The sequence below is a fragment of the Agrobacterium sp. LR_9 genome (assembly GCF_041954855.1).
In the GTDB taxonomy this organism is placed as follows: domain Bacteria; phylum Pseudomonadota; class Alphaproteobacteria; order Rhizobiales; family Rhizobiaceae; genus Agrobacterium; species Agrobacterium leguminum.
In genome coordinates, this window is record NZ_JAVAYA010000002.1 from 114894 (window position 1) to 133032 (window position 18139).

At 60.0% G+C, this 18139-nt stretch carries 14 protein-coding genes; 9 read left to right on the top strand and 5 right to left on the bottom strand.

What is annotated here, in order from left to right; genetic code table 11:
* Positions 1 to 125 precede the first annotated feature (125 nt).
* The 6 genes from topA (at position 126) to rpmG (ending at position 7779) form a co-directional block, all read left to right on the top strand.
* Complete coding sequence (gene topA, locus RAC79_RS02965) at positions 126 to 2810, top strand: type I DNA topoisomerase (RefSeq protein WP_174039080.1); 2685 nt, start codon at positions 126 to 128, stop codon at positions 2808 to 2810.
* On the top strand, positions 2807 to 5161 hold the full coding sequence (gene rnr, locus RAC79_RS02970) for a ribonuclease R (protein ID WP_174039079.1): 2355 nt from the start codon (positions 2807 to 2809) through the stop codon (positions 5159 to 5161). Before topA ends, rnr begins: the two co-directional genes overlap by 4 nt.
* 44 nt (positions 5162 to 5205) lie before the next feature.
* The gene (locus RAC79_RS02975; protein ID WP_059752697.1) at positions 5206 to 5649 is read left to right on the top strand and encodes a DUF983 domain-containing protein; all 444 of its coding nucleotides are present in this window, start codon (positions 5206 to 5208) and stop codon (positions 5647 to 5649) included.
* Between the two features lie 62 nt (positions 5650 to 5711).
* Positions 5712 to 6338 carry an NUDIX hydrolase gene (locus tag RAC79_RS02980; protein ID WP_065653975.1) on the top strand — a complete coding sequence of 209 codons (627 nt, stop codon included), beginning with the start codon at positions 5712 to 5714 and terminating at the stop codon, positions 6336 to 6338.
* Positions 6339 to 6355: 17 nt separating this feature from the next.
* A complete protein-coding gene (locus RAC79_RS02985; RefSeq protein ID WP_161987842.1) occupies positions 6356 to 7522 on the top strand; it encodes an MFS transporter in 1167 nt (388 codons plus the stop codon).
* Between the two features lie 89 nt (positions 7523 to 7611).
* Positions 7612 to 7779, top strand: coding sequence for a 50S ribosomal protein L33 (gene rpmG / locus RAC79_RS02990; protein WP_003496403.1), 168 nt, complete (start codon positions 7612 to 7614; stop codon positions 7777 to 7779).
* 891 nt (positions 7780 to 8670) lie between these two features.
* Here the strand turns inward: rpmG and RAC79_RS02995 are convergent.
* Together RAC79_RS02995 and RAC79_RS03000 are read right to left on the bottom strand one after the other, a co-directional pair.
* On the bottom strand, positions 8671 to 10041 hold the full coding sequence (locus RAC79_RS02995) for a PleD family two-component system response regulator (RefSeq protein WP_020810655.1): 1371 nt from the start codon (positions 10039 to 10041) through the stop codon (positions 8671 to 8673).
* Positions 10042 to 10059: 18 nt separating this feature from the next.
* Positions 10060 to 10431, bottom strand: coding sequence for a response regulator (locus RAC79_RS03000; RefSeq protein WP_003521498.1), 372 nt, complete (start codon positions 10429 to 10431; stop codon positions 10060 to 10062).
* Between the two features lie 131 nt (positions 10432 to 10562).
* On the opposite strand from RAC79_RS03000, the gene RAC79_RS03005 reads away from it, so the two are divergent.
* Positions 10563 to 10871: a DUF3572 domain-containing protein gene (locus RAC79_RS03005; protein ID WP_078054010.1), complete on the top strand. Its 309-nt coding sequence runs from the start codon at positions 10563 to 10565 to the stop codon at positions 10869 to 10871.
* A 21-nt stretch (positions 10872 to 10892) separates the two neighbouring features.
* Here the strand turns inward: RAC79_RS03005 and RAC79_RS03010 are convergent, their stop codons facing one another.
* Together RAC79_RS03010 and RAC79_RS03015 are read right to left on the bottom strand one after the other, a co-directional pair.
* Positions 10893 to 11153: a BrnA antitoxin family protein gene (locus RAC79_RS03010; RefSeq protein WP_003502419.1), complete on the bottom strand. Its 261-nt coding sequence runs from the start codon at positions 11151 to 11153 to the stop codon at positions 10893 to 10895.
* On the bottom strand, positions 11119 to 11406 hold the full coding sequence (locus RAC79_RS03015; RefSeq protein ID WP_374996856.1) for a BrnT family toxin: 288 nt from the start codon (positions 11404 to 11406) through the stop codon (positions 11119 to 11121). The genes RAC79_RS03010 and RAC79_RS03015 overlap by 35 nt, the downstream gene beginning before the upstream one ends.
* 179 nt (positions 11407 to 11585) lie before the next feature.
* Between RAC79_RS03015 and RAC79_RS03020 the strand changes: the two genes are divergently transcribed.
* Entirely contained in the window at positions 11586 to 12869 is a 1284-nt protein-coding gene (locus RAC79_RS03020; protein ID WP_269830832.1) for a DNA polymerase IV, read from the top strand.
* Between the two features lie 169 nt (positions 12870 to 13038).
* On the top strand, positions 13039 to 14277 hold the full coding sequence (locus tag RAC79_RS03025) for a L,D-transpeptidase family protein (protein WP_374996857.1): 1239 nt from the start codon (positions 13039 to 13041) through the stop codon (positions 14275 to 14277).
* Between the two features lie 22 nt (positions 14278 to 14299).
* Here the strand turns inward: RAC79_RS03025 and dnaE are convergent, their stop codons facing one another.
* Positions 14300 to 17800 carry a DNA polymerase III subunit alpha gene (dnaE, locus tag RAC79_RS03030; protein WP_374996858.1) on the bottom strand — a complete coding sequence of 1167 codons (3501 nt, stop codon included), beginning with the start codon at positions 17798 to 17800 and terminating at the stop codon, positions 14300 to 14302.
* Positions 17801 to 18139 lie beyond the last annotated feature (339 nt).

The following is an 18139-nucleotide window of genomic DNA, read 5'->3' on the forward strand; positions in this document are numbered from 1 at the left end:
ATAAAATCGGCCTTGCCTCTTGACCCGCGCGCATTACCTGTCCATGTCGAAATATAAAGAAGGCGAATTGCGGCATTGCGCCGTGACCCGGCCACGTTAACGGACCAGTTCCAGAGAAAAACAATATGAATGTCGTCGTCGTAGAATCTCCTGCCAAAGCCAAGACGATCAACAAGTATCTTGGCTCGGGCTACAAGGTTCTTGCATCCTTTGGCCACGTCAGAGACCTTCCTGCCAAGGACGGATCGGTGCTGCCCGACCAGGATTTCGAAATGTCCTGGGAGGTCGACAGCGCATCCGCCAAGCGCATGAAGGATATTGCCGATGCGGTAAAATCCTCCGACGGCCTCATTCTCGCAACCGACCCGGATCGCGAAGGCGAGGCCATTTCCTGGCACGTTCTCGATCTCTTGAAGAAGAAGCGCGTCCTCGGCGACAAGCCGGTAAAACGCGTGGTCTTCAACGCCATCACCAAAAAGGCCGTGCTGGACGCCATGGCGAACCCGCGCGACATCGACGTGCCGCTGGTCGACGCCTATCTTGCCCGCCGCGCGCTGGATTATCTGGTCGGCTTCAACCTGTCGCCCGTGCTGTGGCGCAAGCTGCCCGGCGCGCGTTCCGCCGGCCGCGTTCAGTCGGTTGCGCTGCGTCTCGTCTGCGACCGCGAATCCGAGATCGAGCGTTTCGTCTCTGAGGAATACTGGAACATCAGCGCGCTTCTGAAGACACCGCGCGGTGACGAGTTCGAAGCCAAGCTGGTTTCGGCCGATGGCAAGCGCCTGCAAAGCCGCTCGATCAAGACCGGAGACGATGCGAACCGGCTGAAGGCGCTGCTGGAAGGCGCGAGCTATGTGGTTGAAAGCGTCGAGGCGAAACCGGTCAAGCGCAATCCCGGCCCGCCCTTCACCACTTCGACGCTGCAGCAGGCGGCCTCCTCGCGCATGGGCTTTTCCGCCTCGCGCACCATGCAGGTGGCGCAGAAGCTTTACGAAGGCATCGATATCGGCGGCGAGACCGTCGGTCTGATCACCTACATGCGTACCGACGGCGTGCAGATGGCCCCGGAAGCGATCGATGCCGCCCGCCGCGCCATTGGCGAGCAGTTCGGTGGCCGTTACGTGCCGGAAAAGGCGCGTTTCTATTCCACCAAGGCCAAGAACGCCCAGGAAGCGCACGAGGCGATCCGCCCGACCGATTTCAACCGCACGCCGGATCAGGTGAAGCGTTACCTCGATCCCGATCAGTTGCGTCTTTATGACCTGATCTGGAAGCGCGGCATAGCGAGCCAGATGGCCTCGGCGGAAATCGAGCGGACTACGGTGGAAATCCTCGCCAGCAATGGCGGCGAAAAGGCAGGCCTGCGCGCCGTCGGCTCTGTCATCCGCTTCGACGGCTTCATCGCCGCCTATACCGACCAGAAGGAAGATGGCGAACAGAGCGATGACGGTGACGACGAAGGCCGTCTGCCGCCGATCAACGAGCGCGAGAACCTCGCCAAGCAGAAGATCAATGCTAGCCAGCACTTCACCGAACCGCCGCCGCGTTATTCGGAAGCCTCGCTGATCAAGAAGATGGAAGAACTCGGCATCGGCCGTCCTTCCACCTATGCGGCGACGCTGAAGACGCTGAGCGACCGTGAATATATCGTCGTCGACAAGCGCAAGCTGGTGCCGCATTCGCGCGGCCGGCTGGTGACGGCTTTCCTCGAAAGCTTCTTTACCAAATACGTCGAATATGATTTCACCGCCGCGCTTGAAGAAAAGCTCGACCGGATTTCCGCCGGCGAACTGGACTGGAAGCAGGTGCTGCGCGATTTCTGGAAGGATTTCTTCGCCCAGATCGAAGACACCAAGGAACTGCGTGTCACCAACGTTCTGGATGCGCTGAACGAGGTTCTGGCGCCGCTGGTCTTCCCCAAGCGCGAGGACGGCTCCGATCCGCGCATCTGTCAGGTTTGCGGCACCGGCAATCTTTCGCTGAAGCTCGGCAAATACGGCGCTTTCGTCGGTTGCTCCAACTATCCGGAATGCAACTATACCCGCCAGTTGACCTCGGACGGTTCGGAAGCCGAAGCTGCCGCATCGAACGAGCCGAAGGCGCTGGGTGCCGATCCGATGACCGGCGAGGAGCTGACGCTGCGCTCCGGTCGTTTCGGGCCCTATATCCAGCGTGGCGACGGCAAGGAGGCCAAACGCTCCTCGCTGCCCAAGGGCTGGAAGCCTGAAGATATCGACCACGAAAAGGCCTTAGCGCTCATCAACCTGCCGCGCGATATCGGCAAGCATCCGGAAACCGGCAAGATGATTTCCGCCGGCCTCGGCCGCTACGGGCCGTTCCTTTTGCATGACGGTTCCTATGCGAACCTTGAAAGCATCGAGGACGTGTTCTCTATCGGCCTCAACCGCGCCGTGACCGTGATTGCCGAAAAGCAGAGCAAGGGACCGGGCCGCGGCCGCAGCGGCACGCCGGCGGCGCTGAAGGAACTGGGCGACCATCCAGATGGCGGCGCGATCACCGTGCGCGACGGGCGTTATGGCGCTTACGTCAACTGGGGCAAGGTCAACGCCACCATTCCGAAAGGTCAGGACCCGGCTTCGGTGACGCTGGACGAGGCGCTGGTGCTGATTGCCGAGCGCATTGCCAAGACCGGCACCGGCGGCAAGCCTGCCAAGGGCAGGAAGACAACTGCCAAGAAGGCCGATGGTGACGCCGCAGCAAAGCCCAAGGCGACCAAGGCCAAGGCGGCAACGAAGAGCAAGACGGCCGCCAAGCCGAAGGCAGCGGCCAAACCCAAGAAGGCAGCAGAGTGAGCAAAGCGCCGCGTCAGAGACAGGGTTCCGCCAGCGACGGTTTCGGACGCACCGGGCGCGGCAAGCGGGTCAGTGAAGGTGAAGGCATCATCCATGGCGAGGTGCCGTCCCGCGAGGTGCTGCTGAAATTCATCGCCGACCATCCGCAACAGGCCTCCAAGCGGGAAATCGCCAAGGCTTTTGGGCTGAAAGGCGAGAACCGCGTCGTTCTCAAAGCGCTGCTGAAAGAGCTTGAAGCCGACGGCATGGTGCAGAAGAGCCGCAAGTCGCTGACGCGGCCGGGCGGCCTGCCGCCGGTCACGGTTCTCGATATCACCACCCGTGACAAGGACGGCGAATTGATCGGCCGGCCGGCGGAATGGCCCGAGGATCAGGGCGCGGCGCCGGCCGTGCTCATCCGCCAGTCATCGCAGGATCGCGGCAAGAAAGCGCCAGCCGCCGGTCTCGGCGACCGTATTCTCGCGAAAATCTTCCCCTCCAAGGAAAGCACCGGCCCCGCCTACACGGCCCGCGTCGTCAAGCTGATCGACCGTCGCCAAAATGCACTGCTCGGCGTGTTCAAGGAAACGCCCGGCGGCGGCGGACGGCTGATGCCGATCGACCGGCGCGGCGAGGAAATGGTCATCGACCCCGATGGCGTCGGCGATGCCAAGGACGGCGATCTGATCGAGGTGGAAACCTCGCGCAACAGCGGTCGTTACGGGCTGACGCGCGCCAAGGTGCTGTCGGTCATCGGCTCCGTTGCCTCGGAAAAGGCGATCTCGATGATCGCGATCCATTCCCACGGCATTCCGCATATCTTTCCCTCGAACGTTCTTGCCGAGGCGGATGCCGCCAAGGCGGCCAGCATGTCGCACCGCGAGGACTGGCGCGACCTGCCGCTCATCACCATCGATCCGGCCGACGCCAAGGACCATGACGATGCGGTCTATGCCGAGCCCGACACTTCGCCCGACAATCCTGACGGTGTCATCGTCACCGTCGCCATTGCCGATGTCTCCTGGTATGTGCGTTCCGGTTCGCCGCTGGACCGCGAAGCGCTGAAACGCGGCAACTCGGTCTATTTCCCCGACCGCGTCGTGCCGATGCTGCCGGAGCGCATTTCCAACGATCTCTGCTCGCTGAAGGAAGGCGTCGACCGCCCTGCCCTTGCGGTGCGGATGATCTTTTCGAAGGAAGGTCGCAAGGCCGGCCACACCTTCCACCGCATCATGATGAAGAGCGCTGCCAAGCTCTCCTACAGCCAAGCTCAGGCGGCCATCGACGGACGGCCGGATGACAAGACCGGTCCGCTGCTGGAGCCGATCCTGAAGCCGCTATGGCACGCCTATGCGGTGATGAAGCGCGGCCGCGACCGCCGCCAGCCGCTGGAACTCGACATGCCGGAGCGCAAGATCCAGCTGCGGCCAGACGGCACGGTGGACAAGGTCGTCATTCCTGAACGCCTCGATGCGCACAAGCTGATCGAGGAAATGATGATCCAGGCGAATGTCGCCGCCGCCGAGACGCTGGAAAAGAAGAAGCAGCCGCTGGTCTATCGCGTCCACGATGCGCCCACGCTTTCCAAGCAGGAGGTGCTGCGCGAATTCCTCGGAACCATCGGCATTTCCATGGCCAAGGGTGCGGCCATGCGCGCCAATTCCTTCAACGGCATTCTGGCCCGCGCGCTCGATACGCCGCACCAGATCATGGTCAACGAGATGGTGCTGCGCAGCCAGAGCCAGGCGATCTACAGCCCGGAAAACATCGGCCATTTCGGCCTCAACCTGATGAAATATGCGCATTTCACATCGCCGATCCGCCGCTATGCCGACCTCATCGTGCATCGCGCGCTGGTGGGGTCGCTTGGCCTCGGCGAAGGCGGCATCACACCGCAGGAAGAGGCGACGCTGGATGACATCGCCGCCGAAATCTCGACCTTCGAGCGGCGCGCCATGGCAGCAGAGCGCGATACCGTCAACCGGCTGATCGCGCATCATCTTTCCGAACGGGTGGGTGAAGAATTCGAGGGTCGCGTCGGCGGTGTCACCAAGGCGGGACTTTTTGTCGCGCTTCCGCAATTTGGCGCTGACGGTTTTGTTCCTATATCTACACTCGGAACCGATTATTTCCTTTACGATGAGGCCCATCAGGCCCTGACAGGAGAGAAGACCGGCCTCGGATACCAGCTTGGCGATACGGTTCAGGTGCGGCTTGCGGAAGCGGTGCCTTTGGCAGGCGCGCTTCGTTTCGATATGCTGAGCCCGGGGCGCAAGATGCCGGTCGGCTCGCGGTCGTTCCACAAGGCAGGCCGGCGAACGTCGCGTTCTGCCGCAAAGCCCGGGACGCGGCCGCCCAGAAGGCGACGGTAACAAGACCGCTGCAGGCGGTTGAAAAACGGGAGAAGGACTTAAGGATGAGTGCACATCAGGGCTCGGAAACAGTCACCTTCGGAGACGATAGCGCGGAACGGCCGCTTGGCCGCTCGATCATGCGGGGAATGGCCAATCGCTGTCCTGCGTGCGGAAGCGGACGCCTGTTCCGGGCCTTCCTGAAGCCGGTGGACGCCTGTGCCGCCTGCGGCGAAGAAATGCACCACCACCGGTCCGATGACCTGCCGCCCTATATTTCCATCGTCATCATCGGCCATATCGCCGTCGGCGGTTTCATGATGACCGATATGGTGTTTTCGGTTCCCATGTGGGTGCATTTCGCCATCTGGGTGCCGATCACCATTCTCGCCGCACTTTTGACGCTGCAACCCATCAAGGGGGGCGTCATTGGCCTGCAATGGGCGCTGAAGATGCATGGGTTCGACCGAAAACAGCAAAAAGCGCAGATCGACGGCTCGTCTCACTGACGGCGGGCGGGACCTTGCAGGTGACTCAGCTTCCCCGGCGTGCCGAAACGGCGAGCGCGCCCATGCGGCCGCGCGACGCCGCCTCCATCATTCTGTTCGACCGCTCCGGCTCGCAGCTCAGGGTGCTGATGGGCCAACGTAGCAGCGCCCATGTCTTCATGCCGGGCGCTTTTGTGTTTCCCGGCGGCAAACGTGATCCGCGCGACCATGCGCTGCCCTTTTCGGGCGATCTGCATCCCGCCGTCCTCCACAGCCTCACCGCCTCCGCGGCGCGGCGGCTGAGCGCTGCTGGCGCGAGAGCTCTGGCGCTTGCCGCCGCGCGCGAACTTTTCGAGGAAACCGGTGTGGATCTCGGCTTGAGCACCAGAGGCCCCGATCTTTCCCGTTTCCGATATGTGGCCCGCGCTATCACCCCACCCGGCAATGTGCGGCGCTACGACACGCGATTCTTCTGCTGTTATGCCGACGAATTGCGGCTGGATACCCGGCTAACCCGTGATTCTGACGAGTTGCACAATGTGCAATGGCTTGACATGACAGACCTTTCCGGTCTGAACATGCCGAAAATCACGCGCACGGTTCTCGAAGATGTCACAAAACTCATGATAGGTGATCCCTCATTGCCCTTTGAAAGCCCCGCGCGGCTCTATGTCACGCGCCACGGCCGGTTCATTCGAGACTTTGTATAAAGGCCGTCATGTCACAAATGAAATGCGAAGAAGCGGACGCCATTCACTGGCCCTCACTGATCGCCGCCATTTCCGCCATCAGTGCGGTCGGTGTCGCCATCGGCCTTGGCCTTCCGCTCCTGTCGATCATCCTTGAGAAGCGCGGCATCTCTTCCACCATGATCGGGGTGAATTCGGCCATGGCCGGCGTCGCGGCGATGATGGCGGCCCCCGTGACCACCAAGATCGCCCATGATTTCGGCGTGGCGCGAACCATGCTGTTCGCAGTCGTCATTTCGGCGCTGAGCGCGCTCGGTTTTTATTTCGCCGAGGCCTTCTGGATGTGGTTTCCGCTGCGAATCGTTTTCCATGGCGCCACCACCACGCTTTTCATTCTCTCCGAATACTGGATCAACATGACCGCGCCGCCCAGAAAACGCGGCATGGTTCTCGGCATCTACGCCACCGGCCTTGCGGTCGGTTTCGCGGTCGGTCCGCTGCTGTTTTCCGTGGTCGGCAGCGAAGGCATATTGCCGTTTCTGGTCGGCGCGGCGATCATCCTGCTCGCCGCGATCCCGATCTTCATGGCGCGCGGCGAAAGCCCGGAGCTGGACGAAGGACCGAACCACCATTTCGTCCGTTATGTCTGGCTGGTGCCCATGGCGTCCGCGGCGGCCTTCGTCTTTGGCTCGGTGCAGGCCGGCGGCCTTTCGCTGTTTCCGATCTATGCGACGCGGGAAGGCTTCAACGAATCGCAGGCAGCACTCCTCCTCACCGTCATGGGCATCGGCAATATGGTCTTCCAGATACCGATCGGCCTGCTTTCGGACCGGATGAAGGACCGGCGGACAATGCTGGGGCTGATGGCCTTTGCCGGCGTCTGCGGCACGCTGGCGCTGCCTTTCCTGGTGGAAAGCTGGCTTCTGGTGGCGGCCTTGCTGCTGTTCTGGGGCGGGCTGGTCTCCGGCATGTATACTGTCGGCCTCACCCATCTCGGATCGCGCCTGAAAGGCGCCGATCTGGTCGCCGCCAATGCCGCCTTCATCTTCTGTTACGCCGTCGGCACGATTGCGGGGCCGCAGGCCGTGGGCATTTCCATGGACCTTGCCGGAACCGACGGCTTTGCCTGGTCGCTGGCGGTATTTTTCGGGCTTTACGTGGTGCTTTATATCGTCCGTTTTGTTTTCCGGGCAAAACAGGCTTGACTTTTCAGGCGCGATACGTAGTTTCGCGCCAGATTTAGCCGAGGTGAGAAGCGCCTGCGGCTTCTCTTTTGTTTAAAGGCAGGACGACCATGGCGAAAGCTACAACAATCAAGATCAAGCTGCTGTCGACAGCCGACACCGGTACCTTCTACGTCACCACCAAGAACAGCCGTACGTTCACGGACAAGATGACGAAGACGAAGTACGACCCGGTTGTACGCAAGCACGTTGAATTCAAGGAAACCAAGATCAAGTAATTTCTTGATCGGTCTCCGACAAAAGCGCGCCCAACGGGCGCGTTTTTTGTTTGTGCCGAAGGAAGAGGCTGCCATCAGCCTTGTCGCGCCCAGAGGCTTTCCAGACTGCCAATAAGGCCACCTCTCCGCTGCCCCGGAAATTGCCGCCGTCACCGGCAAAGCGCGCGAGCAGCCAAGGGTAAGTCCGACCATCTGGCCTGACGCCCCATCCGCCGCCGCAATCATTCAGATGCTCGGAAGAAGTATCCCAAGGGCTACACATGCGCCCCTGCCCCGTATCACGACCTCGGACATGACGCGAACGGAGACGACCGCAAAAGCCGCTAAGCTGCGACACGCACACCACGAACAGGCAATTTTCTGGAAGAAGGCGGTCGGCCAACGATGCGATTACGGCACGAGGAACCGATTCGGACATCGTCAGCCGACCGACCCCACGATTCAGGAGATGCGGCGGACCTGAGCATCATGGGGCATTCAAACTACGCAATACCAGCCCCTGACGAGCGAAATCGCGACGGCTAAAGCCGCTATCATTCATCATCACAAGACGGATAAACCGCCGGAAGAACTGTTACTCTCAATAGGAGTGTGCGCAGAAGTAAAATAAAAATCAACAAATTCTTAAGCCAGAGATACATCACCTGGGAAACATGGTTAAGTATACAAAGCTGGCACACTATAGTTGCCGGAGAGATTGAATTCAACGTATTTTTCAACTTCAACTCTATTTATATCGCCAATTTGCATCTTTTCATTGCAAAGTGATAAAATACGTCCAAGGTCAATGGCTTGCAGTCTTGCGACGGCCGCCCCGTATTCCCGAACAACTATTTCGCCGGGATATGACGGAGAGATTGCGCAATATTTTATGCAATCCGCCGCTAACGCTCAGGCAGCGGCAGCAACGACGCGGTTGCGGCCGGCGTGTTTCGCCTCGTAGAGCGCCTTGTCCGCCTGCTTCAGGATTTCGTCCGGCGCACCGAAGGCGCCGCTGCTGGTGGCGATGCCGAGGGAGGCGGTAATGCTCAATTCCCGGTCGATGGAACGAACATAAAAAGGCTTGTCCTCGACTATCGCCCGCAGGCGCTCGGCGACGCTTGCCGCAAGCTCCATCGGCGTATCGGGCATGACGACGACGAATTCCTCCCCGCCATAACGGCAGGCGAGATCCGCGCCGCGCACCGTGCTGCGGATGCGTGCTGCAAATTCCCGCAGCACCTCATCGCCGACATCGTGGCCATAGGTATCGTTAACCAGCTTGAAGCGGTCTATATCCGTCATGCAGATTGAGATCGGACGGCCGCGAACGGCAGCTCGGTCGAAGAGTATCTTGAGGTGGTTGTCGAGATAACGGCGATTGTTGAGGCCGGTCAGCCCGTCGACAATGGCAAGTTCCATCGTATGCTGGAGATTGAGTCGCAGATGTTCGTTGTAGCGCTTGCGCCTGATCTGCGTCAGCGAGCGCGCGACGAGTTCGTTCGGATCGATCGGGCGGAGAATGTAATCATTCACGCCGAGATCGAGCGCCCGCGCCACCATATCGTCCGCCCCCTGCTCCGCCACCAGAAGCAGCGGCAGGAAACGGGTGCGTTCCAGCGAGCGAAGCTGTGAGCACAGCCGCAGCGGATCGTAATTCTCGAAATTGGAATTGACGATGACGAGCTCGAACGGATTGCCCGCAGCCTTGAGCAAGGCCGCCTGCGGCTCGGTGACGGCATCGACCTCGGCAACCGGCTTCAGCGCCCGCACGATACGTTCCTGCGAGCTGGCGCGGCCATCCGCAACCAGCACGCGGCCCGGCGTCTGCATCAGGCCATCGCTGCGCAGCATTTCTTCGATGCCAATCTGGCGTGCGGTTTCGGCACGCAGCCGCAATTCGTCGCTGACGGCCTTGAGGCGCACCAGGCTTTTGACACGGGCGATGAGCTGAAGGTCATTGACCGGCTTGGTGAGAAAATCGTCGGCGCCGGCCTTGAGGCCGCGCACGCGGTCCGAAGGCTGATCGAGTGCCGTGACCATCACCACCGGAATATGTGCGGTATTCGGATTGGCCTTCAGCCTTTCGCAGACCTCGAAACCATCCATGCCCGGCATCATGATATCGAGCAGGATGATATCGACCTGCTCTTCGTCGCAGATCGCCAGCGCCTTGAAACCATCCTCGGCGGTGACGACATCGAAATATTCCGCCAGAAGACGGGCTTCGAGAAGCTTCACATTGGCCGGAATATCGTCAACAACCAGAACTCTCGCCGTCATAACCGTTCCCCAGTCGCCTCACGCATCGCCCAGATAAGTCTTGATAACTTCGATGAACTTCGGAACGGAAATCGGCTTCGACACATAGGCCTCGCATCCGCCCTGGCGAATCCGTTCCTCGTCGCCCTTCATGGCGAAAGCCGTGACCGCGATGACCGGAATGACATGCAGCTCGTCATCTTCCTTCAGCCACTTCGTCACCTCCAGCCCCGAGACTTCCGGAAGCTGGATATCCATGAGGATGAGGTCCGGGCGGTGCTTGCGGGCGAGATCGAGCGCTTCCATGCCGTTGCGCGTCTGGATGGTCGTGTAACCGGACGCCTCGATCAGGTCGCGAAAGAGCTTCATGTTCAGCTCGTTGTCTTCGACTATCATGACCTGCTTGGGCATGGTGAGCAGTCCCCGTTTCGCTTTGAAACCTTCATCCAGACATATAAGTTGCCAGAGAACCGATTCCATCGTCCATTTGTTGCGCAAGGCTAGAGGGATTTGGTTTCAAAATAGGTAACTTCGGGGAAGAAATGCTGCGCGATACGAAAAACAAAGGCAATGCCGGCCAGGATCCGCAAGAAACGGCAGCCGCCATACTTGGCTGGCTGGCAAACGAGCCGGAAATGCTGGCGCGTTTTCTGGCGCTGAGCGGGTTGCAGGCCAATATGCTGCGCCAGGCCGTCAACGATCACGGCTTTCTTGCCGGCCTCACCGATTTTCTGATGAGCCATGAACCGGACCTGATGGCGTTTTGCGCCGCGACCGATACTTCCCCCGAAACAGTGGCGGCCGCCTGGCATCACTTTTCCGGGCCGGGGCTGGATTCAGGCGTGTATTGACGGGTCGCCAGCCGGAGGCGGTCAGCGTTTCAACAATGTGCGGGCATAGGATTCCAGCACAGCATTCATGCGCGTCTGGTATCCCTTGCCGGTGGATTTATAAGCCTCGACGACGGACTTCTTGACCCTCAGCGTGATCTGCTGCGTCCCTTCCGGCTCCACGAGTTTTGCGTTCGCCCAGAAGCGCTCATCCAGTTCGGGAATATCGCTGTAGTCTATCTTCTCGTCAGGCAAGGCTGCCAGTTCTTCAAGACTCAGTTCTTTTTCGTATTTCTTCGTCATAACGTTTCCTTTCGCGGCGGTTTGCCGGCCGGGCGGAGATGATGCGGGTTTTACCGGCACGATCGGTATGGATGACCGCCAGAAATACTATTCCTTCGATCTGCCCTATGCTGTGATAGAGCGTCTCTCCATACGCCCCGCGCTCATCGACCCATGAAAGAACCGCACCCTCGAAGATTCGAATCGCAGTCTGAAATCCGACGCCATGCTTTCGGATGTTGGACCTGTTTTTCTCTTCATCCCATTCGAACATGCGTAAAAAATCATCTACAATTGTAACTACAAATATGGGTGAAGATCAAATATTTCTCTACGATATGCAAGTTTTCCCATGTACCGGGGTTTTCAGATCCGGGCTTTGTCGCGAACGCCCCTTGAGCCGTTGTCACGGCCGGAGTATGGTCGGCAACGTTCTGGTTTTGTTTTCGCCCCATGTCCACGTCGCAACCCTATGATCCCGGTTTTTGCCGCGACTGTCTGGCCGGCCAGCCAGAGGGGCTGAGGCGTTGCCGCGCCTGTGGCAGCCCGCGGCTTGTTTATCATGCCGAACTCTACGATCTGAGCATTGCCCATATCGACTGCGACGCCTTTTATGCCTCCGTTGAAAAACGGGACAACCCGGAACTGGCCGACAAGCCTGTGATCGTTGGCGGCGGCAAGCGTGGGGTGGTTTCCACCGCCTGTTATATCGCCCGCATTCACGGCGTTCGCTCCGCCATGCCCATGTTCAAGGCGCTGGAAGCCTGTCCTGACGCCATCGTCATCAAGCCGGATATGGAAAAATACAGCCGTGTCGGACGCGAAATCCGGGCGATGATGCAGGAATTGACGCCGCTGGTGCAGCCGCTTTCCATAGACGAGGCGTTTCTCGATCTTTCCGGCACCGAGAAGCTGCATCACGATCCACCGGCCCGTGTGCTGGCGAAATTCGCTAGGCGCGTGGAAAAGGAAGTGGGCGTGACCGTTTCAGCCGGGCTTTCCTATTGCAAATTTCTGGCCAAGGTCGCGTCCGACCTGCAAAAGCCGCGCGGCTTTTCGGTGATCGGCGAAACGGAGGCGCTGTCCTTTCTGGCGACACGACCGGTGACGACCATCTGGGGGGTGGGCAAGGCCTTTGCGGCGACGCTGGAGGCGGACGGTATCCGCATGATCGCGCAGCTGCAGGAGATGGAGGAAAGCGAGCTGATGCGCCGTTATGGCGTGATGGGGCAACGCCTCTTCCGGCTTTCGCGCGGCATTGACGAGCGGCATGTGCACAATAACGACCCCGTCAAAAGCGTCTCTTCCGAAACCACCTTCTTCAACGATATTTCCCGCCATGAGGATCTGGTGCCGATCCTGCGCTCGCTTTCCGAAAAAGTTGCCTGGCGGCTGAAAAAGAGCGGCATTGCCGGCCAGACGGTGGTGCTGAAGATGAAGACGGCAGACTTCAAGCTCCGCACCCGCAACCGCAAGCTGGACGACCCCACGCAGCTTGCCGACCGGATTTTCCGCACCGGCCTTTCGCTGCTGGAAAAGGAAACGGACGGCACCAGGTTCCGCCTCATCGGCATCGGCGTCAGCGATCTGCGCGACGCGGGCCTCGCCGATCCGCCCGATCTGGTCGACAAACAGGCGGGGCGCCGGGCAGCGGCGGAAGCGGCGATGGACAAGCTGCGCGACAAGTTCGGCAAGGGCAGCGTCGAGACCGGCTATACGTTCGGAACGCGCAAATAACGGTTGCGGGATTGTGTGACAGGTCGCGCAATCCTGCGCTGGCCGCCTCGCGCCGGATATATTTTAGATTTTACACAAATTAGTGATGTTGCGAATGGACGGTCCTTAAACTTCATTAAACTTCGCGTGATTGAGTGAGGCAAGTTTTGTACATGTGGTGTATTGCGTCATGTCCCTCCGCCTCCGTCTTATGGCCGGCATGCTGTCGGCCAGCATTCTTGCCTTTCCGGCGCTTGCCGCTGACAGCAGGTCCCTGCAGATACTGGTATCGAAAAGCGACCAGTCGCTTTCGCTTTATGAGAACGGCGAAATCGTCGCCACCTCGAAAGTCTCCACGGGCAAGGCCGGGCATGAGACGCCGAGCGGCATCTTCTCGATTCTGGAAAAGCGGAAATACCACGAGTCGAATATCTACTCGGCCGCGCCCATGCCCTTCATGCAGCGGCTGACATGGTCCGGCATCGCGCTGCACGAAGGCAAGGTACCGAACTATCCGGCCTCGCACGGCTGCGTGCGCCTGCCGTCCAAATTCGCGAAGTCTCTCTTCGGAGACACCAAGACCGGCGTGCATGTCATCATCACCGACCGGCCGGTCTCGCTGCGCTTTGTGCAGCATCCGGCGCTGTTTCAGCCGCGCGACGATGCCGATGACGGCAAGCTGCTTCTGTCGGATGTGGAATTGCGCCCGGCGACTTTCGATGCGGCCTTGGGGACGGTGGAGGTTGCCGTCAATGAAAAGACCCAGGCTATCAAGCCGGCGGCAAAGACCAGGGAGCCCTCGCCCCTGCGCATTCTCATCACCCGGCGCGGCGAGCGGGAAAAGGTGATGGATATTCAGACCGTTTTGACCCGCCTCGGCTTCGATGCCGGTTCAGCCGATGGTTATGCCGGGGAAATGACGATCAGCGCCATCAATGGTTTCAAGCGCTGGAAGGGGCTGAAAACCACCGGCCCGCTCCTGACCGACGCCTTCGTGACGGCGCTTTATGCCTCCGCCGGTGAGGACCACCCACCGACCGGCCAGATCATGGTGCGGCAGGATTTCAAGCCGCTGTTCGAGGCAGCCATCGACATCAAGGACCCGGAAGTCGCGCTCGGAACCCATTTCTTCGAAGCCGTGTCCGTGGATCGCGCCGCCGGAACTGCCGAATGGAACGGCGTGACGCTGGAAAACCATCTGCCGGCGGCGGCCCGCAAGCGGCTCGGCATCTCCGTTACAGAAGCCCCGGGCGGTTTCGATCAATTGAGCGCCGTGCTCGGCCGCCTCGAAATTCCCACGGAAATACGCAGCCGGATCGAGCAGGAGCTTTCAAGCGGCAGCTCGATCACCGTTTCCGATATCAGTCACCAGCTGGAGACAGGCACTGGAACGGACTTCATTACCGTGACCAAAGAAGGGCCGGTATGAGCGACGTGTGAGGCCTCATGCCTCACACCAGTTCCACATCGACGACACCGGGCGCGGACCGCAGCGCAGCGGCGATTTCCGGCGAGATGCGGTATTTCTCTGTCAGCTCCACCTCGATCTCGCGGCTGCCCTCATCCTTGATGACGATGAAATAGACTGAGCCATCGCCTTTCGTATTGAGGTGGCGGGCCACCGTTTTCAGCGGGCCGGAATCGCGCACATAAACACGCAGCGCCTTCTGCATCTGCACGGATTTCTCTTCCAGTGACTGCGCCGTCTGGATACGCAGGCCGATGCCTTCCGGGCGCTCTTCCGCCTGCACGGTGATGACCAGCGATTTACCGACCTCGAGCAGATCGCGGAACTGGCCGAGCCCTTCGGAAAACAGCACCGCCTCATATTGGCCCGATGCGTCCGAGAAGGTGACGATGCCCATCTTATTGCCGGTGCGGGTCTTGCGCTCCTGCTTGCCTGTCACCGTGCCGGCCAGACGCCCGGCAGTTGCGCCCTGTTTCACCGCGGCGGAAAAATCGGCGAAATTCTGCACCCGCAGCTTCTCCAGCACGGGGCGATAGGTATCGAGCGGGTGGGCGGTGAGGTAAAAACCAAGCACCTGATATTCACGCAGCAGCTTTTCGGAGGCAAGCCACGGCTGGAAGGCAGGAAGGACCAGCTTTTCCGGACCGCTTCCGCTACCGGAACCAAACATGTCCGATTGTCCAACTGCGCGATCATTCTGAGCCATCTGCGCATAACCGATGATGCGGTCCAGCCCGCCGATCAGCTCGGCGCGGTCGCGGCCGAAACAATCGAAAGCGCCGGCATTGATCAGACTTTCCAGCACACGCCGGTTGATCTGCTTGGGATCGATGCGCAGGCAGAAATCCTCAAGGCTCGTGAACGGCTTGCCGTCGCGTACCTGGACGATGTGTTCCACTGCCCCCTCGCCCACGCCTTTGATGGCGGCGAGCGAATAATAGATGCGGTTCTCACCCGTCTCGAATTGCCGGAATGACGTCTGTACCGAAGGTGCGACGACCTCGATGCCAAGGCGGCCGGCATCCTGGCGGAAATCGTTGAGCTTTTCCGTGTTCGCCATATCGAGCGTCATGGAGGCCGCCAGGAACTCCACCGGATAATGCGCCTTCATATAGGCGGTCTGGTAGGACACGATGGCGTAGGCCGCAGCGTGGCTCTTGTTGAAGCCGTAATTGGCGAATTTCGCGAGAAGGTCGAAGATGGTGTTGGCCTGCGGCTTCGAGACGCCGTTCTTGATGGCTCCGTCGACGAAACGCTCGCGCTGCTTGTCCATCTCCTCCTTGATCTTCTTGCCCATGGCGCGGCGCAGAAGATCGGCTTCGCCGAGCGAATAACCGGAGAGAACCTGGGCGATCTGCATCACCTGTTCCTGATAGACGATAACGCCCTGCGTTTCCTTGAGCAGATGGTCGATGGTGGGGTGGATGGACTCCAGCTCCTCCTCGCCATGTTTGCGGGCATTATAGACCGGGATGTTTTCCATCGGTCCGGGACGATAAAGCGCCACCAGCGCGATGATGTCCTCGATGCAGTCCGGCCGCATGCCGATCAGCGCCTTGCGCATGCCGGCACTTTCCACCTGAAACACGCCGATGGTTTCGCCACGCGAGAGCATCTCGTAGGTTTTGGCATCATCCAGCGGGATCGCCGCGAGATCGACCTTGATGCCGCGCTTGGCAACAAAATCGACGGCCACCTTCAGCACCGTCAGTGTCTTCAGGCCGAGGAAGTCGAATTTGACGAGACCGGCGCTTTCCACCCATTTCATGTTGAACTGGGTGACCGGCATATCCGAGCGCGGATCGCGATACATCGGCACCAGCTTCGACAGCGGGCGGTCACCGATGACGATACCGGCTGCGTGGGTGGAGGCGTGGCGGTAAAGTCCCTCGATCTTCTGGGCGATATCCAGAAGGCGGGCGACGACCGGCTCCTTGTCCGCCTCTTCCTGCAGGCGCGGCTCTTCCTCGATCGCTTTCGACAGGGGTGTCGGGTTGGCCGGATTGTTGGGCACCAGCTTGCAGATCTTGTCCACCTGCCCATAGGGCATTTCCAGCACGCGGCCGACGTCGCGCAAGGCCGCGCGCGCCTGCAGCGAACCGAAGGTGATGATCTGCGCCACCTGCTCGCGGCCATATTTGGCCTGCACGTAACGGATCACCTCTTCGCGACGGTCCTGGCAGAAGTCGATATCGAAGTCGGGCATCGAAACGCGTTCAGGATTGAGGAAGCGTTCGAACAGCAGCGAGAAGCGCAGAGGATCGACATCGGTAATCGTGAGCGCATAAGCGACAAGCGAGCCCGCACCCGAACCGCGGCCCGGCCCGACCGGAATATCGTGCTGCTTGGCCCACTTGATGAAGTCGGCAACGATCAGGAAGTAACCGGGGAACTTCATGCGCGAGATGACGCCGAGTTCGAAATCCAGCCTGTCGCGATAGTCCTGCTCCGTATAGCCGGCCGCCATGCCGAGCGCCGCCAGGCGCTGATCCAGCCCCTCCACCGCCTGACGGCGAAGCTCTTCGGCTTCGGCATGTTCCGCCGCCTCCGGGTCGTCGCTGGCGCCGGTGAAACGCGGCAGGATCGGCCCGCGCTTCTTCAGCACATAGGAGCAGCGCAGCGCGATCTCGACGGTGTTTTCCAGCGCCTCGGGAAGATCGGCAAACAGCGCCGCCATTTCCTGTCGACTTTTGAGGTAATGGTCGGGCGTGAGCCTGAACCGGCTGTCATCGGAGACAATAGCGTTATGCGCCACCGCCATCAGCGCATCATGCGCCTCGTAATCGGCTTTGGAAGGGAAAAACGCCTCGTTGGTGGCGACCAGCGGAATATCATGGTCATAAGCAAGGCCGATCATGCGCCGCTCATGGGAGCGGTCATAACCGGACTGGCGCTGTAATTCGATATAAAGCCGGTCACCGAAGAGTGACTTCAGCGTCAGCAGCCGTTCTTTCGCCTGGGCAGCGTGACCTTCCTTCAAGGCCATATCCACCGGACCGCCGGAAGCGCCCGTCAGCGCGATCAGGCCGGCATTGGAGGCTTCCTCCAGCCATGCACGGGTAATATGTACCGAATGGCCGCTGCCCTCGCCTTCCAGATAGGCGCGGCTGACGATATCCACCAGCCGCTCGTAACCTTCGGCATTGGCGGCAAGGAGCACTATGGCGGGAAGTTTCTGAAGGTGGCTGTTATGGTTGCGGCGGTCCTCCGCCGCATCCTGCATGTCGATCGACAGCTGGCAGCCGATGATGGGCTGCAAACCTTCATCGCGCGCCTTTTCGGAAAATTCCAGCGCGACAAAGAGGTTGTTGGTATCGGTGATGGCAATGGCCGGCTGGCCGTCGGCGACGGCCTTCGACATGATTTTCTTGAGGGGTAAGGCCCCCTCAAGCAGGGAATAGGCGGAATGAACCCGCAAATGGACGAAACCGGGAGTTTTTAGCGTCTCGCCAGAGGTCTCTCCACGCACAACCGCATCGCCCATATCATCATCCTGTCATTCTGAATCGAGGGGGCGATTTTCCGATTTCCGGCGCTCAAAGTCCACCGCTTTGCGGCGTCCATACAGGTTTCTGCGCCAGCGTGCCCTTCACAGGGCGGTGAGGATCACCGAAAAGCTGGCTACGAAGACAGCGATGGAGGCGAAAGCGGCAACGTCACGGATGAAATCAGTCATTGGTCTCTCCTTACTCGTTATGTTCCAACTTTGTTCTTATTTTGTTCGATTGTCAACAGGGTTTTGCTGATATTCCCCTTGCTAATGCCGCAGAATCGCCTTCGGTTCCCGCATGGGAACAGCAAGCCACTGACTCCAAAACGAAAA

Bases quoted from the DNA above. Each gene is read 5' to 3' on its own strand.
- rpmG (WP_003496403.1), top strand. From the start codon at position 7,612: ATGGCGAAAGCTACAACAATCAAGATCAAGCTGCTGTCGACAGCCGAC.
- RAC79_RS03015 (WP_374996856.1), bottom strand. From the start codon at position 11,406: ATGTTCGAATGGGATGAAGAGAAAAACAGGTCCAACATCCGAAAGCAT.
- RAC79_RS03010 (WP_003502419.1), bottom strand. From the start codon at position 11,153: ATGACGAAGAAATACGAAAAAGAACTGAGTCTTGAAGAACTGGCAGCC.
- dnaE (WP_374996858.1), bottom strand. From the start codon at position 17,800: ATGGGCGATGCGGTTGTGCGTGGAGAGACCTCTGGCGAGACGCTAAAA.
- topA (WP_174039080.1), top strand. From the start codon at position 126: ATGAATGTCGTCGTCGTAGAATCTCCTGCCAAAGCCAAGACGATCAAC.
- RAC79_RS03005 (WP_078054010.1), top strand. From the start codon at position 10,563: ATGCTGCGCGATACGAAAAACAAAGGCAATGCCGGCCAGGATCCGCAA.
- RAC79_RS02985 (WP_161987842.1), top strand. From the start codon at position 6,356: ATGAAATGCGAAGAAGCGGACGCCATTCACTGGCCCTCACTGATCGCC.
- RAC79_RS03025 (WP_374996857.1), top strand. From the start codon at position 13,039: ATGTCCCTCCGCCTCCGTCTTATGGCCGGCATGCTGTCGGCCAGCATT.
- RAC79_RS02995 (WP_020810655.1), bottom strand. From the start codon at position 10,041: ATGACGGCGAGAGTTCTGGTTGTTGACGATATTCCGGCCAATGTGAAG.
- RAC79_RS03000 (WP_003521498.1), bottom strand. From the start codon at position 10,431: ATGCCCAAGCAGGTCATGATAGTCGAAGACAACGAGCTGAACATGAAG.
- RAC79_RS03020 (WP_269830832.1), top strand. From the start codon at position 11,586: ATGTCCACGTCGCAACCCTATGATCCCGGTTTTTGCCGCGACTGTCTG.
- RAC79_RS02975 (WP_059752697.1), top strand. From the start codon at position 5,206: ATGAGTGCACATCAGGGCTCGGAAACAGTCACCTTCGGAGACGATAGC.
- RAC79_RS02980 (WP_065653975.1), top strand. From the start codon at position 5,712: ATGCGGCCGCGCGACGCCGCCTCCATCATTCTGTTCGACCGCTCCGGC.